15 protein-coding genes and 1 other RNA gene are annotated in these 15,805 nt (G+C 58.7%); 10 read left to right on the top strand and 6 right to left on the bottom strand.

All coding sequences use genetic code 11. From position 1 onward, the window contains the following. Window positions 1-9: 9 nt before the first annotated feature. Window positions 10-423, bottom strand: a complete 414-nt coding sequence (fur, locus tag QN377_RS08435; RefSeq protein ID WP_029611724.1) for a ferric iron uptake transcriptional regulator — start codon at window positions 421-423, stop codon at window positions 10-12. 98 nt (window positions 424-521) lie between these two features. Between fur and QN377_RS08430 the strand changes: the two genes are divergently transcribed. Then, complete coding sequence (locus QN377_RS08430; RefSeq protein ID WP_016783453.1) at window positions 522-1,049, top strand: outer membrane protein assembly factor BamE; 528 nt, start codon at window positions 522-524, stop codon at window positions 1,047-1,049. 57 nt (window positions 1,050-1,106) lie between these two features. Here QN377_RS08430 and QN377_RS08425 read toward each other — a convergent pair whose 3' ends face one another. Genes QN377_RS08425 through QN377_RS08415 form a run of 3 tightly spaced genes read right to left on the bottom strand, consistent with a single transcriptional unit; the run spans window position 1,107 to window position 3,262 of the window. Then, window positions 1,107-1,424: an RnfH family protein gene (locus QN377_RS08425; protein WP_095018765.1), complete on the bottom strand. Its 318-nt coding sequence runs from the start codon at window positions 1,422-1,424 to the stop codon at window positions 1,107-1,109. Beyond that, entirely contained in the window at window positions 1,417-1,851 is a 435-nt protein-coding gene (locus QN377_RS08420) for a type II toxin-antitoxin system RatA family toxin (protein ID WP_095002542.1), read from the bottom strand. The genes QN377_RS08425 and QN377_RS08420 overlap by 8 nt, the downstream gene beginning before the upstream one ends. A 7-nt stretch (window positions 1,852-1,858) precedes the next feature. Continuing rightward, window positions 1,859-3,262: a sodium-dependent transporter gene (locus QN377_RS08415; RefSeq protein ID WP_095002541.1), complete on the bottom strand. Its 1,404-nt coding sequence runs from the start codon at window positions 3,260-3,262 to the stop codon at window positions 1,859-1,861. 117 nt (window positions 3,263-3,379) lie between these two features. Here QN377_RS08415 and smpB point away from each other — a divergent pair, with 117 nt between their 5' ends. Beyond that, window positions 3,380-3,862, top strand: a complete 483-nt coding sequence (smpB, locus tag QN377_RS08410; protein WP_048383611.1) for an SsrA-binding protein SmpB — start codon at window positions 3,380-3,382, stop codon at window positions 3,860-3,862. A gap of 156 nt (window positions 3,863-4,018) precedes the next feature. Here the strand turns inward: smpB and QN377_RS08405 are convergent, their stop codons facing one another. Continuing rightward, entirely contained in the window at window positions 4,019-4,786 is a 768-nt protein-coding gene (locus QN377_RS08405) for a GntR family transcriptional regulator (RefSeq protein WP_016783458.1), read from the bottom strand. A gap of 261 nt (window positions 4,787-5,047) precedes the next feature. Here QN377_RS08405 and QN377_RS08400 point away from each other — a divergent pair, with 261 nt between their 5' ends. From QN377_RS08400 to QN377_RS08365, 8 genes are all read left to right on the top strand, one after another. After that, window positions 5,048-6,742: a lactate permease LctP family transporter gene (locus tag QN377_RS08400; protein WP_095002540.1), complete on the top strand. Its 1,695-nt coding sequence runs from the start codon at window positions 5,048-5,050 to the stop codon at window positions 6,740-6,742. 113 nt (window positions 6,743-6,855) lie between these two features. Beyond that, window positions 6,856-7,680 carry a (Fe-S)-binding protein gene (locus QN377_RS08395; RefSeq protein WP_095018764.1) on the top strand — a complete coding sequence of 275 codons (825 nt, stop codon included), beginning with the start codon at window positions 6,856-6,858 and terminating at the stop codon, window positions 7,678-7,680. Then, window positions 7,677-9,137: a LutB/LldF family L-lactate oxidation iron-sulfur protein gene (locus tag QN377_RS08390; RefSeq protein ID WP_095002538.1), complete on the top strand. Its 1,461-nt coding sequence runs from the start codon at window positions 7,677-7,679 to the stop codon at window positions 9,135-9,137. Before QN377_RS08395 ends, QN377_RS08390 begins: the two co-directional genes overlap by 4 nt. Then, window positions 9,134-9,805 (top strand): LutC/YkgG family protein, encoded by a 672-nt coding sequence (locus tag QN377_RS08385; RefSeq protein WP_095002537.1) that lies wholly within the window; start codon window positions 9,134-9,136, stop codon window positions 9,803-9,805. The genes QN377_RS08390 and QN377_RS08385 overlap by 4 nt, the downstream gene beginning before the upstream one ends. Further along, complete coding sequence (locus QN377_RS08380; protein ID WP_095018763.1) at window positions 9,802-12,609, top strand: FAD-binding and (Fe-S)-binding domain-containing protein; 2,808 nt, start codon at window positions 9,802-9,804, stop codon at window positions 12,607-12,609. Before QN377_RS08385 ends, QN377_RS08380 begins: the two co-directional genes overlap by 4 nt. 262 nt (window positions 12,610-12,871) lie before the next feature. Then, the gene (locus QN377_RS08375) at window positions 12,872-13,153 is read left to right on the top strand and encodes a hypothetical protein (protein WP_095002535.1); all 282 of its coding nucleotides are present in this window, start codon (window positions 12,872-12,874) and stop codon (window positions 13,151-13,153) included. 73 nt (window positions 13,154-13,226) lie between these two features. Next, window positions 13,227-13,618, top strand: a transfer-messenger RNA (tmRNA) gene (gene ssrA / locus QN377_RS08370). 454 nt (window positions 13,619-14,072) lie between these two features. Beyond that, window positions 14,073-14,528: a nuclear transport factor 2 family protein gene (locus QN377_RS08365; RefSeq protein ID WP_095031928.1), complete on the top strand. Its 456-nt coding sequence runs from the start codon at window positions 14,073-14,075 to the stop codon at window positions 14,526-14,528. A 13-nt stretch (window positions 14,529-14,541) separates the two neighbouring features. Here QN377_RS08365 and QN377_RS08360 read toward each other — a convergent pair whose 3' ends face one another. Then, entirely contained in the window at window positions 14,542-15,744 is a 1,203-nt protein-coding gene (locus tag QN377_RS08360) for an NAD(P)/FAD-dependent oxidoreductase (protein WP_153328215.1), read from the bottom strand. Window positions 15,745-15,805 lie beyond the last annotated feature (61 nt).

The raw sequence follows: 15,805 nt of genomic DNA, 5'->3' as shown, positions 1-15,805 counted from the left end.
GACATGCTCTTACTTGGCCTTCTTGCGCACGTACAGCACCAAGTTGTGATCCACCAACTCAACACCGTGCTTGGCTGCAATGGCGTGCTGCAGTTTTTCGATGTCTTCGTCGAAAAACTCGATCACTTCACCGCTGTCCACGTTGACCATATGGTCGTGGTGGCCGCCGTCAGCATCAGCCAATTCAAAGACAGCATGACCGCCATCAAAATTATGGCGAATCACCAGCCCAGCTGACTCAAACTGGGTCAGAACACGGTAAACCGTGGCCAGACCTACGTCCTCGCCTGCTTGCATAAGTGCCTTGTAAACATCCTCGGCGCTCATGTGACGCTGCTCTGCAGAGTCAAGCATCTGTAGAATTTTGACTCGTGGCAGAGTCACCTTAAGTCCGGCCTTACGTAGTTCGCTATTTTCAACCATGGTTAGCTTTCTCGCGGAAGCCGCTTCGCAGCTTCTCTTAATACGGGTATGATCGGCGTTTACGTTGTCCCAGCCAAGATAGTGGAAGTCGCCCACCGATGCAAAACACCAAGCTCTTGCTAACCAGTTTCACCTTTGTGGGACTGCTCGCACTCGCCGGTTGTTCATTCCCCGGGGTTTACAAAATCGACATCCAACAGGGCAATGTCGTCACGCAGGACATGATAAACCAGTTACGCCCGGGAATGACCCGCCGGCAAGTGCGGTTTATCATGGGTAATGCCCTGCTGACCGATACATTCCACCCTGATCGCTGGGATTATCTGTATAGCCTGCAGCCCGGCGGCGGAGAACGCCAACAGGAACGCATCAGTGTGTTCTTCAACCAGAACGACCAGCTCGTGAGCCTGTCAGGTGACTTCAAGCCTGGCGTCAGCCGCGACGAAGCCATTCTCGGCAAAACCGGCGGCACAGACGTGACCGAACCGGCGACTCAAGCTCCAGCCGAGAAGAGCGAAGTTCCAGCCAAGCCTGGTTCATTGCTTGATCAAATCCAGAAGGACGTAGACGGTGTTGAAACCGTACCGGTTCCTACGCCAGAACCTCTGGATACCACCGAGCAATAAGCGCCCGGTACAAAAAAGCCCGGCATGCCGGGCTTTTTGTTGCCTGCAAGAAAGCTGTCAGGGCTGACTGAGGCGCTTGGCCTCGGCAGCCTTGGCCGCACGTTGACGGCGAATCTCTTTGGGGTCGGCCAGCAGCGCTCGATACATCTCGATACGATCCCCTGCCTGCAGCACCCGGGTATCAGGATCAGCCACCTGCTTGCCGAAAATCCCCACCGGGCAATTAGTCAGGTCAACCTCGGGAAATTCGCGCCCCATGCCCGACACCAATACCGCTGCCCGCAGCGTCGTGCCTTGCGGCACAACCACGGTCAGCAGGCACTGGCGATCGACCGCGGCATAAACCACCTCAACTTCAATCACCGGCTCAGCCATACAACTGCTTGGCGCGCTGGCAAAAAGCATCCACCAGCGTATTGGCCGCCTGATTGAACAAAGGCCCCAGAGTGGCCTTGACGATGGCCCCGGCGTAATCAAAGGTCATGTCCAGGCTGATTTTGCACGCTTTGTCACCCAAAGGTTTGAACACCCACAGGCCGTGCAGCTTGGTAAAAGGACCTTCTTCCAGGTTCATCTCGATGGACTGCCCGGGCACCAGGGTATTGCGGGTGACAAAGTGCTGGCTCAGGCCACCCTTGGCCACCCCCAGGCTGGCGCGCATCAGCACTTCAGTGCTTTCCAGGATTTCGGCAGACGAACACCACGGCAAAAACTGCGGGTAGCTCGCCACATCGTTTACCAGGTCATAAAGCGCCTGGGCTGGATAAGGCAACAAGGCAGAGCGTTGGATATGGGTAGTCATGTCAGCGTTACTTCCACAGCTGGGCGGCAAACACAATCAGAATGCCGAGTGGCGCCACATAGCGCATCAAAAAAAGAGTCAGGGCGAACATCACCGGGCTGCGCATCGACAATTCGTCACGAACCGCGCCGCGCCCCATGATCCAGCCTGCAAAGACCACAAAACACAGGCCGCCCAAAGGCAGCATGATACGCGAGGTGAAGAAATCGACGACACCAAAGAAGTCCAGACCGCTGGCCGCGCCCCATTGATAGAGATGAAAACCGGAATCTTCGTTCACGAAAAACTTCGCCTGTTTCCAGATATTGAACGAAAACACCGTGCCCAGGCCAACAAACCAGCAACTGAAAGCCAGCCAGAAAGTGACCCACAAGCGCCGCACCCTGGTGCGCTCCACCAGGTACGCCACCATTGGCTCAAGCAACGAAATGGCCGAACTCCAGGCAGCGACTGCCACCAGCACAAAAAACACCACGCCCATCAACTGACCAAAGGCCACGTTACCGAAGGCAAACGGCAAGGTCACGAACATCAGGCCCGGGCCTTCGCCAGGGTTGAGCCCCGACGCAAATACAATTGGAAACAATGCCAGCCCGGCGAGCAATGAGACAAAAGTGTCGATCAGCGCCACCCCGACTACGGTGCCCGAGATCGATGCATTCTTGGGCATGTATGCGCCATAAATCATGATCGACCCCACGCCCACGCTCAGGGAAAAGAACGCATGGCCCATTGCGGCCAGCAACCCGTCGAGTACGCGATCGGGGTTGAAGTCGAACATGAAATGTACGCCCTGCATAAAGTGCCCGGTGGTCATGCTGTAACCCAGCAGTACCAGCAGCAGCACAAACAGCAGCGGCATCATGATCCGCAAACTGCGCTCAAGCCCCGCCACCACCCCCTTGGCGATCACATACGCAGACAGCAACATAAACCCGGTATGCCAAAAAGTGAGGCGCCAGGGATTGGAAATCACATCACCAAAGTACTGGCCGACCTGATCGGCCGTCGCCCCCTGAAAATCGCCCTTGCCCATATTGATGATGTAATCCAGCGACCAGCCGCCCACCACACTATAGAAAGACAAAATCAGCAGCGCAGTGATCATCCCGGCAAAAGCCCCCCACGACCAACGCCCCGAGTGCCCCGCCTCGACCGCCAACACCTTCAAGGCATTCGCCGGACTCAGCCGGGCACGCCGCCCGATCAGGGTTTCAGCCAGCATCACCGGCACACCGATCAGCGCGATACAGGCCAAAAACACCAACACAAACGCGCCGCCGCCATAGACGCCAACCATGTAAGGGAATTTCCAGATACTGCCCAAACCCACGGCAGAACCGGTCGCAGCGAAAATAAAGACCCAACGGCTTGCCCAACTGCCGTGGACAGAAACCTTGTCTGTCGACATCGTTACTACGCCCAACCACTAAAAAAAGAGGGCGCATTGTCCGGGAATCACCCTACGTGCTCAAGCACGCAGGTGCCCGTAGCCGACACGCTCGCAACTGCCTATAATGCTGCCCCTATGGCTAAACAGAAGAAACACCCAACAGGGACCATCGCGCAGAATAAAAAAGCGCGACACGATTACTTCATCGAACATCGGTTCGAGGCTGGTCTGGTCCTGGCCGGCTGGGAAGTAAAAAGTCTGCGTGCAGGCAAGGCACAGCTGGTCGACAGCTACGTGCTACTCAAGGATGGTGAAGCATGGTTGCTCGGCAGCCATATCGCACCTCTGACGACAGCCAGCACGCACGTTATTGCCGACCCAACGCGCAGCCGCAAACTGCTGCTTAACCAGCGCGAGCTGGAAAAGCTGTTTGCCTCGGTGCAGCAGAAGGGTTACGCCTGCGTCTGCCTCTCGCTTTACTGGAGCAAGCACTTGATCAAGTGCGAAATTGCCCTGGGTAAAGGCAAGAAGGAATACGACAAGCGTCATACCGAGCGTGAGCGCGATTCCGATCGCGAGCTGCAACGTGCGGTGCGCAACAAGGGCAAGGAAGACTAGTTCTTCAGCCCTTGCACTCGTGGGAGCAACTGCCTTGATGCTGCCTCAGCTCTTGTGGGAGCGGGCTTGCTCGCGATGGAATCGACTTGGTATACCTGATATACCGAGTTGCATGAATCGCGAGCAAGCCCGCTCCCACAGGGTTTGCATCAACAATTACAAGCCATTGCGCCGCTCGGCCCGCGCCATGCGCTGAACTTCCTGACGCACTTCTTCCAGCACTTCCTGCACATACACCAGGTGACGGCTCGCCACTTCCCGGGCGTCTTCCGCCCTGCCCTCGATAATCGCCAGATACAACTCGCGATGCTGACTGATCAGCATGTCGCGCGTTTCACTGCGCTGCTTGTACATGCCACCAATATTGGTCACCACGTTGCGCTTGAGCAGGTCGAATAACCCGCGAATCGTATGCAGCAACACCGCGTTATGGCTCGCTTCGGCAATGGCCAGGTGGAAGTTGGCATCGGCCTCCCCCTCTTCTGCGCGACTGACTTCATCCACCCGTGCATAACAGTCCTGCAACCGTTCAAAAGCCAGCCGCAGCCGCTCACGGTCCATCTCGGTGGCACGCGATGCCGCGTAAAAAGCGCACGAAGCCTCAAGCGTGTGACGGAACTCAAGCAGATCGCGCTGCGCTTCAGGGTTGCTTTCCAACAGTTGCAATAAAGGATCACTAAAGGTCGAGCCCAGGGATGTTGCCACATAATTGCCGCCACCCTGGCGACTGACCAGCAGCCCCTTGGCCGACAATTTCTGGATCGCCTCCCGCAACGAAGGGCGCGACACCCCAAACTGCTCCGCCAGCGCACGTTCGGCAGGCAAGCGCTCACCTGACTTCAACGTGCCCTCGAGGATCATGCCCTCGAGCTGCTCGACAATATCGTCCGACAAACGGCGCTGCCGGATCTGATCAAACCCCATAACTGCTCTCCACCCTCCCGACCACGCGCCGGGGGCCGCTATTCTCGCCGATTGGCGCCACGCATACACCCATCAGAAACACCGCTAAAAACCCCATCAGATGCCCGGACAACGAACACCCCGACGAAAGTTTGTGAGGCGGCAAATTGACACATGCCTCATAAGGCTTTTAACCTAGCCAACAGTGATTGTAAATTGGTAATACCAATATACCAAACACAGTCTGCAGCATCGACCAATAACAATTAGGGGCCACCCCATATGCAAACCTGGCAACAGCTCTACAGCCCGCTCGGCAGCCTCGGCCTGTCCGCTCTCGCGGCCGTCGTCCCGATCGTATTCTTCTTCCTCGCCTTGGCCGTGTTCCGTCTCAAAGGTCACGTCGCCGGCAGCATCACCCTTGCCCTGTCGATTCTGGTGGCCATCTTTGCCTTCCAGATGCCTGTCGATATGGCCTTCGCAGCAGCGGGCTACGGATTTGCCTATGGCCTGTGGCCAATTGCCTGGATCATCGTTGCCGCGGTGTTCCTCTACAAACTGACCGTCAAAAGCGGCCAGTTCGAAATCATCCGCAGCTCCGTGCTGTCGATCACCGACGACCAGCGCCTGCAAGTACTGCTGATCGGCTTCTGCTTTGGTGCTTTCCTTGAGGGTGCAGCCGGTTTCGGTGCGCCGGTAGCGATTACAGCAGCACTGCTTGTAGGCCTGGGTTTTAACCCGCTGTACGCCGCTGGCCTGTGCCTGATCGCCAACACGGCCCCGGTCGCGTTTGGCGCCCTGGGTATCCCGATCATCGTGGCGGGTCAGGTCACCGGTATCGACGCGTTCAAGATCGGCGCCATGGCCGGTCGCCAGCTGCCACTGCTGTCGCTGTTCGTGCCGTTCTGGCTGGTATTCATGATGGACGGCCTGCGCGGCGTGCGTGAAACCTGGCCCGCAGCCCTGGTGGCCGGTTTGAGCTTCGCCATCACCCAGTACTACACCTCCAACTACATTGGCCCGGAACTGCCGGACATCACCTCGGCCCTGGCCAGCCTGGTCAGCCTGACCCTGTTTCTGAAAGTCTGGCAGCCAAAACGTACCGCAGGTGCACGAATTGCTGGAGTTAGCTCTGACGTAATTGTTACCGCGAGCGCAGGTGGTTTCGGTAAACCGACCAACCTGATGGCTTCGCCTTACAGCCTGATGCAGATTCTGAAAGCCTGGTCACCGTTCCTGATCCTTACCGTGCTGGTCACCATCTGGACCCTCAAACCGTTCAAGGCGATGTTCTCTGCCGGCGGCTCGATGTACGGCTGGGTGTTCAACTTCGCGATCCCGCACCTTGACCAACTGGTGATCAAGACCGCCCCTATCGTCAACGCGCCGACCGCGATTGCCGCCGTGTTCAAACTTGATCCGATTTCGGCCACCGGCACGGCGATTTTCTTCTCGGCACTGATCTCGATGCTGATACTGAAGATCGACATCAAGACTGGTCTGACCACTTTAAAAGAAACCTTCTACGAACTGCGCTGGCCGATTCTTTCCATCGGTATGGTGCTGGCCTTCGCCTTCGTCACCAACTACTCGGGCATGTCCTCGACCATGGCCCTGGTACTGGCAGGTACTGGCGCCGCGTTCCCGTTCTTCTCGCCGTTCCTCGGTTGGCTGGGCGTGTTCCTGACCGGTTCCGACACCTCGTCCAACGCCCTGTTCAGCTCGTTGCAGGCCACCACCGCGCACCAGATCGGCGTGAGCGACACCCTGATGGTGGCTGCCAATACCAGTGGCGGCGTGACCGGCAAGATGATTTCCCCGCAATCGATCGCTGTCGCCTGTGCGGCGACCGGCCTGGTGGGCAAAGAATCGGACCTGTTCCGCTTCACCCTCAAGCACAGTCTGTTTTTCGCCACCATCGTCGGCCTGATCACCCTGGCCCAGGCCTACTGGTTCACCGGCATGCTGGTTCACTGATAAGCGCTATGGTTACTGCACGTTAATGTCGCCGGGGCACAGCCCCGGCGTCAGTAATTCACGACCCGGTCCACCTCGGTGGACACATAACCGGGACCACCCGGAGACGCCTGATGAGCGAGCTTTTTTACAACGCCGTGCCGAATGCGACCCGTGTCGCCCCGCCCTTGCCTGTACCCCGCCAATACCCCGCGCAAAAACCGCGCAAGGTCTACCTGTTCGGCACCTGCGTGGTCGATCTGTTCTTCCCCGAAGCCGGGATGGACGCCATCCACCTGATCGAGCGCGAAGGTATCGACGTCGATTATCCCCAAGGCCAGAGCTGCTGTGGTCAACCGGCCTACACCTCGGGTTACACCGAGCAGGCCCGGGAAGTGGCCCGTGCGCAACTGGCCCTGCTCGCCGAAGACTACCCGGTCGTCGTGCCTTCCGGCTCCTGCGCCGGCATGCTGCGCGAACACTATGAAGACCTGTTCAAGGACGAGCCCGACACCCTGAAAAAGGTTCACGCCCTGGCTGAACGCACCTTTGAACTCACCGAATTTTTGCTGTTTGTGTGCAAGGTCCGCTTCAAGGACCACGGCGCCCCGGTCAAGGTCGCACTGCACACCTCCTGCTCGGCCCGCCGCGAAATGAACACCCACCTGCACGGCCGCGAAATGCTCGCGCAACTGGGCAATGTGGAGCGCATCGACCACAGCCACGAAAGTGAATGCTGCGGTTTTGGCGGGACCTTCAGCGTACGCATGCCGGATATTTCCGGCGCCATGGTCGCTGACAAAACCCGCTCCCTGATTGATACCGGCGCCCATCAAGTGCTCACCGCCGATTGCGGCTGCCTGATGAACATCAACGGCTCGCTGGAAAAACAGAAGGAATCACTGCGCGGCCAGCATCTGGCCAGTTTCCTGTGGCAGCGCACCGGAGGTGGCCAATGAGCGCCAGCACCCTGATCCCTACCGTCGCGGTCGAAGAAGACTTCCGCGAGCGCGCCCACGAAGCCCTGGGTGACAAGCAACTGCGAAACAACTTCCGCAGTGCAATGGATTCTCTGATGACCAAGCGCGCTGTTGCCTTCAGCGACGCCCATGAGCGCGAGCACTTGCGCGCTCTGGGTAACGCCATCCGCGCCCGCGCCCTGTCCAAGTTGCCTGACCTGCTGGAACGACTGGAAGCCAACCTGACCCGTAATGGCGTGCAGGTTCATTGGGCTGAAACCGTCGACGAAGCCAATCAAATCGTCATGTCCATCGCCCGCCGGCGCGCCGCCAAACAGGTGATCAAAGGCAAGTCGATGGTCAGCGAAGAGATGGAGATGAACCATGTACTCGGCGCCCAGGGCATTGAATGCCTTGAGTCCGACATGGGCGAATATATTGTTCAACTCGACAACGAAAAACCCTCCCACATCATCATGCCCGCGATCCATAAGAACGCCGGGCAAGTGGCCGACCTGTTTCACGAAAAACTCGGCGTGGAATACACCAAGGACGTGGATCAACTGATCCAGATCGGCCGCCGCGTACTGCGCCAGAAATTCTTTGAAGCGGACATCGGCGTGTCTGGCGTCAACTTTGCCGTTGCTGAAACCGGCACCCTGCTGCTGGTGGAAAACGAAGGCAACGGCCGCATGTCCACCACGGTGCCGCCGGTGCATATTGCCGTTACCGGCATCGAGAAAGTGGTCGAGAACCTGCGCGACGTTGTACCGCTGGTATCCCTGCTGACCCGCTCGGCCCTTGGCCAGCCCATCACCACCTACGTCAATATGATTTCCGGCCCACGCAAACCCGGCGAGCTGGACGGCCCTGAAGAAGTGCACCTGGTGCTGCTCGATAACGGTCGCAGCCAGGCGTTTGCCGACAGCGAATTGCGCCAGACACTCAACTGCATTCGCTGCGGTGCCTGCATGAACCACTGCCCGGTTTACACCCGCATTGGCGGTCATGCCTACGGTGAGGTGTATCCCGGCCCCATTGGCGCAATCATCACGCCACATATGGTGGGCTTGAACAAAGTCCCGGATCACCCGAGCGCCTCGTCGCTGTGCGGTGCCTGTGGCGAAGTGTGCCCGGTAAAAATCCCGATCCCGGCCCTGCTGCGGCGCCTGCGTGAAGAGAACGTCAAAGCCCCCGATACCGTACCGCGCATCATGCGTGGTCAGGGCAGCAAGTATTCGCGTAAAGAGCGCCTGATCTGGAATATGTGGGCCAAGCTCAACAGCTCACCCGCGCTTTACCGCACCTTCCTGAAAGCCGCTACCCGTCTGCGCGCCCTGACGCCGAGCAAGGTAGGCCCGTGGACGCAAAACCACAGCGCGCCCAAACCCGCCGCCCGTTCGCTGCACGATATGGCCCGCGAGCATCTGGCGAAAAAGTCGGGAGAAACACGATGAGCGCCAAGCAAAACATCCTCAATAAACTGCGTAAAAGCCTGACGGGCACCACACCGGTGCCTGACAATTTTGACGAAGTGCTGGTCACAGAGCCCTGGACCTACACCCCGGAGCAACGTATCCCGCAACTGCGCAAGCTGATGGAAGCGGTCCACACTGAAATCCACCTCAGTACCGAGCAAGGTTGGCCTGCATTGCTCGCGCAATTGGTCACCGACCGTCAGTTGCCAAGCCTGCTGATCGCACCGACTACAGCGCACGGGCAAAAGGTCAGCGAACACTGGGCACAAAACCCCGGGTTGCCAGCACTTAAAGCCTACGACCGTCCGGTAGAAGCGTGGAAAGCCGAACTGTTCAACGATACACCGGCCAGCCTCACCACCACCCTGGGGGCAATTGCTGCCACCGGCAGCCTGATCATGTGGCCAACCCCGGAAGAACCACGGCTGATGAGCCTGGTGCCGCCGGTGCATTTTGCCCTGCTTAAGGCCAGCGAAATCCGCGACAACTTTTATCAGGTGCAGCGTGAAATGAACTGGACCGCCGGCATGCCGACCAATGCGTTACTGGTGTCCGGCCCGTCGAAAACCGCCGATATCGAGCAAGTGCTGGCCTACGGCGCCCACGGTCCCAAAGACCTGATCGTACTGATTCTGGAGGATGCATGAGCCTGCCCGCCGCGTTTATGCGTGATGCCGAGCGACTGATCCCCCAGGACCGCCGTTTTACCGATGCGCTGTCGACCCTGGCGTTCGGCACCGATGCGAGCTTTTACCGACTGATCCCCAAGCTGGTGATTCGCGTCGAGTCCGAAGATGAAGTGGTCGAACTGTTGCGCCTGGCCCGTCGCGACCAGGTATCGGTGACCTTTCGTGCAGCAGGCACCAGCCTCTCTGGCCAGGCCATCAGCGACTCGGTGCTGATCGTGCTCGGCGACAACTGGAACGGCAAGGAAATCCGCGGCCAGGGCAGGCAAATCCGCCTGCAACCGGGAGTGATCGGCGCCCAGGCCAACGCCTGGCTGGCCCCGTTCGGACGCAAGATCGGCCCAGACCCGGCATCGATCAACGCCTGCAAAATTGGCGGCATCGTCGCCAATAATGCCAGCGGCATGTGTTGCGGCACCGCGCAAAACACCTACCACACCCTGGCGGGCCTGCGCGTAGTGCTGGCCGACGGTACCCGGGTCGACACCGAAGATGCCGCCAACATCGCCGCCTTTCGCCAAAGCCACGGGCCATTGCTCGAGCAGTTGGGGACGTTGGCTCGCGAAACCCGCGCCAACGCTGAACTGGCTGCAAAAATCCGCCACAAATACCGTCTGAAAAACACCACAGGCCTGTCCCTTAATGCCCTGGTGGATTTCGACGACCCGCTGGATATCCTCAGCCACCTGCTGGTGGGCAGCGAAGGTACCCTGGGCTTTATCAGCGCGGTGACCTACGACACCGTGATCGACCACCCGAACAAGGCTTCGGCGCTGATCGTGTTCCCGGATGTCGAGACCTGCTGCAACGCCGTCACCGTGCTTAAAAGCCAGCCCGTGTCTGCCGTGGAACTGCTCGACCGTCGCAGCCTGCGTTCGGTGCAGGACAAACCCGGCATGCCGGCTTTCGTACAGCAATTGTCGGCCAATGCCTGCGCGCTATTGATCGAGTCCCGCGCTGCATCCCAGACCTTGCTGCACGAACAACTGGCGCAAATCATGGCCTCGCTGGTCGATTTCCCGGTTGAAAAACAGGTCGACTTCACCGAAGACCCTAAAGAAAACGCCAAGCTGTGGGCGATCCGCAAAGACACCTTCCCGGCCGTCGGGGCGGTGCGCAAAACCGGCACCACGGTGATCATCGAAGACGTGACCTTCCCCGTTGAACAACTGGCCATCGGCGTCAACCGCCTGATCGAGCTGTTCGACAAGCACCACTACGACGAAGCGATCCTGTTTGGCCACGCGTTGGAGGGCAACCTGCACTTCGTCTTTACCCAGGGTTTCAACAACCCCGAGGAAGTGGCGCGCTACCAGGCCTTTATGGATGACGTGGCGCAACTGGTGGCCGTGGAATTTGGCGGTTCGCTCAAGGCCGAGCACGGTACCGGGCGCAATATGGCGCCCTTTGTTGAGCTGGAATGGGGCAGCGATGCTTACCAGTTGATGTGGGCGCTCAAGCATTTGCTCGACCCGCAGGGCATTCTCAACCCCGACGTGGTGCTTAGCGAAGACCCGCATATCCACCTCAAGCACCTCAAGCCAATGCCGGCGGCGGACGAGATTGTGGATAAGTGCATCGAGTGCGGTTTTTGCGAACCGGTGTGCCCGTCCAAGGGACTGACCCTGAGCCCGCGGCAGCGGATTGTGATCTGGCGGGATATTCAAGCCAGAAAGCGCGCCGGTATCGACACCGCTGAGCTGGAAAAGGCCTACGCCTATCAAGGCATCGATACCTGCGCAGCCACCGGTTTATGCGCGCAACGCTGCCCGGTGGGCATCAATACCGGCGAACTGGTGAAAAAACTCCGGGCACGCAGCGCTGACAGTGTGAAAACGGCTGACTGGCTGGCCAGTCACTTCACCACAGCACTGCAGGGGGCACGTTTTACCCTGCACGTGGCCAATGGTGCGCGCATGCTGCTGGGGGCGCCGCGACTGGCAAAACTCTCATCGGCCCTGAGCAAGGCCAGCAAAGGCCGCGTGCCCTTGTGGACCAACGCCATGCCCCAGCCAGAGCGGGCGATCCGTTTTACCCCGCCGGTCAAGGATGCCCGCCCGCGGGTGGTGTACCTGGCGGCTTGCGTGTCGCGGGTCATGGGCCCGGCGGCAGGAGACAAAGAACAAATGTCGTTGCTGGACAAAACCCGCGGCCTGCTGGAAAAAGCCGGTTACCAGGTGGTGTTCCCCGACAATATGGACAGCCTGTGCTGCGGCCAGCCGTTTGCGTCGAAAGGTTACAACGAACAGGCCGAACACAAACGCCAGGAACTGATCGGCGCACTGCTGCATGCCAGCCGTGGCGGGCTTGACCCGATCTACTGCGACACCAGCCCCTGCACCCTGCGTCTGGTGCAGGACCTGGGGGAAAGTCGCCTCGACCTGTACGACCCGGTCCGCTTTATCCGCACCCACCTTGTGGACAAGTTGACCTTTACCCCGCAAACCGCACCGATTGCCGTGCATGTCACCTGCAGCACCCAGCACCTGGGCGAAAGCCAGGCCCTGATCGATATTGCGCGGCTGTGCAGCACCGACGTGGTGATCCCCGAGGGTATCCATTGCTGCGGCTTTGCCGGTGACAAAGGCTTTACCACCCCGGAGCTGAACGCCCACTCACTGCGCACTTTGAAAGACGCGGTGCAATATTGCAGCGAAGGGATCTCCACCAGCCGAACCTGTGAAATTGGCTTGAGCCAGCATGGCGGGATTGATTATCACGGCCTGGTGTATCTGGTAGACCGCGTCACCAGCGCCCAGGCCTGAAAATGTGGGAGCGGGCTTGCTCGCGACAGGATCGCTGCGGTGTGACCCATACACCGCGTCGATGCCATCGCGAGCAAGCCCGCTCCCACCAAATCAAATATTCGCTCTACTTTCGGGCACAAAAAAAACCAGAAATTAATGGCCTGACCCAGGCAGAACTCCCGAGCGTGGCTATAGTCAATTGGCTTAAGGCCCCAATGTTTGGGGCATAAAACCGAGCCTGGAAACACCGGGCCTACCCTGTGCACAAGGAGTTTTCCCCATGAAGCGTACCGCTCTTGCTGGTCTGTTTATATCCGCAGTGATGTTGGCCTCCCCGGTGTTTGCGGCAGACGACCTTTGCCAGATCAACCTGCAAAAGATCAACGACGCCGTAGCCAGCTCTGGCGAAATCAGCTCCGACTTACAAGACAACATCGACAGCACCGTTGCCCAGGCCAAGGAAGAACAATCCAAAGGCACCAAAGAAGGCACTCAGGCCTGCGTTTCACTGACCACCCAGGTGCTCCAGGACATTGCCAACAACAACAAAGGTGGTGAGTAACCCCTTTGGGTTGGCCTTCTGCGTCAGAAAGGCGTAGACTCCGCTAGCTTGCTGGTTATATACAGCAGGCATCGGGGCCGTTTAGGATTCGACGCCGGTTGCGAAACTCTAGGTGCATGCCGAGTTGGTAACAGAACTCGTAAATCCACTGTTGCAACTACTTATAGTTGCCAATGACGAAACCTACGAGGGTCAAGCTCTCGCAGCGTAAGCTGCCTTAGCCATCCTCCTGGTACCTTCGGGTCCAGCAATCACTAGGGGATGCCTGTAAACCTGAAGTGATTGTCATATAGAACAGGATCGCCGTGCAGTACGTTGTGGACGAATCGGCTAAAACTTACACAACTCGCCCAAAGCACCCTGCCCTTCGGGTCGCTGAGGGTTAACTTAATAGAAACGGCTAAGCATGTAGTACCGACAGCGGAGTACTGGCGGACGGGGGTTCAAATCCCCCCGGCTCCACCAAATAGCTGTCCAGACCTGTCCCAGACAGTCTGAGCAACACCTCAAGAAGCCCGCCCCGTGCGGGCTTTCTTGTTTCTGGCTATCCGCCACTTTCTGCCCCTATCCACACCCTCAATGTATCCTATCCTGTACCATATCCGACAATTGAAACTGAGGGGGCACACGGAAATAAAGCATCGTGAATTCAAGGGCTGTAAAACAGCTCATTCCCGCCGCCTGCTGCAACCATAGGCGTTGACGCTTATCTGCATGCCAGATCAATTAATGTTGCAATGGCCTGATAAACTCGCACAGCCATTCAGTCGAGGCGTACTAGGCATATCGAGGCATGCGATGACCAACCCCATGACCCCGCCCCACAAATAGTCCAAACGAACGATGAGCCCCTCCCCCAGTCAGGCCGAGCATCAGCTCAGCGCCAACCCAACCGGCAGACTGAAATAGAGGGGACAAGATGGACATCAAACAATTGCTGCTTGAGCGCGAGCTCAATGCAGTCCTTTCTCGCTATGCACGGGCTTGTGATCAGCGCGACTGGGCTGCCATGGATGATGTGTTCCTCAAGGAAGCGACTGCCGACTATGGCGGTTTGCATCAGCTTCAAGGTCGCGGGCCGATTGTGGCCATGATCCGCGTGCACCTTGAGGGCTGCGGGCCTTCCCAGCACTTGCTCGGCAATCTGTTGGTCGAGTCCAGCGATTCAACTATCGTGAGCCGCATCTATGTCCGCGCAGCCCATCGCGGCGCCGGCAATATGCAAGGCTTGACCTATGAATCGCTGGCCGAATATCAGGATCGCTGGGTTTCAACATCAGACGGCTGGCGTATTGCCCATCGGCGCATGGATATCAGCCACGAGCTGGGGTGCCGCGATATCCTGCGCCCGGCCACCGAAAGCGCGCAGGGTTAAGCGCCCTGATATTTCAGGCAATCGGAATCAATGGGTCCGCTGCCGCCCAGGCTACATCGCGATCGGCAGCCGGCGGGTAGATCCACACCGTATTGATCTGTGTCTTCAACGATTTGCCTTCCTGGCGGGTCAACTTGACCTGGCGATCCCAGCCTTCGGTGTAGACCGCTCCCCAGCCACCCAGGTCCAGGCAGGTAACGTACTTGGGCTGGCTGTAGGCAACCGGGGCTACGCCCAGTATCTGCGCAGCAACGTTATTGCCCGCATGGCGCCCCAGGACGATGGCGTGCTGGCAGGTCATCAGGGCATGGTTGCCCAGGTCATCCGTGGCGGCATAAGCCACGTCGCCGGTGGCGAAGATGTCTTGCTGGCCTATGACTTGAAGGTGCGCGTCCACATGCAGACGCCCAAGCCCATCACGCTCCCCCGGGATTTGCGCCGTCAGCGAGCTGGCCCGTACACCGGTGGTCCAGATCACTGTTTTCGCTTCGATTCGTTGACCATCACCCAGGGTTACGCCTTGCTCGTCGACCGCTACCACAGACGATTTCAAGCGCCAGGTCACCCCCAGCTCATCGCTGGCTTCGGCGATCGACTGGCTGATTTCGGCGCCCAGTGAAGCCCCGACTTTTTCACCCCGATCCACGATGATCACTTCCATGTCTGCATGCTCGCCCAGTATGGCGCGCAGACGGGCCGGCATTTCGGTTGCCGTTTCAATGCCGGTGAAGCCTCCGCCCGCCACAACCACCGTGTTGCGACCACGGCTTGGTGGTAGTTCTGCCAGGGATTTGAGGTGGTTTTCCAGGCGTATGGCTTGCTCGATCTGGTCCACGTCGAAGGCGTATTGCGCCACACCTTGGGTGTCAGGCAGCGCAAGGCCGCTGCCAGTAGCCAGGACCAGTTTGTCGTACTGATGAATTTGTCTGGCGCCTGCAGCATCGGTGTAAACCACATGTTTTTGCTGCACGTCGATGGTCTCTGCAGCGCCCTTGATAAAGGTGACACCTACCGCGTCGAGCAGCTCGCCAATGGGCGCGACCAGCCGGTGCGCTTCAGGCTCGTAAAAACGCGGGCGTATGCGCAGCTCGGCCTGGGGGGCCAGCACGGTCACTTCGACTTGGTTGTGGCCGTGAATATCCAACAGCCGCGTTGCACTCAAAGCGGTCCACATGCCACCGAAGCCTGCGCCAATAATCAGAATCTGCTGTTTCATTTTTTATCCCCTGATGAGAAGCCCGAGCAAAGCAACCCCGAATGACGATCACCACCGAACC

This window comes from Pseudomonas sp. CCC4.1, assembly GCF_035019225.1.
In the GTDB taxonomy this organism is placed as follows: Bacteria; Pseudomonadota; Gammaproteobacteria; order Pseudomonadales; family Pseudomonadaceae; genus Aquipseudomonas; species Aquipseudomonas bubulae.
This window is presented reverse-complemented; position numbering and strand designations above follow the sequence as displayed.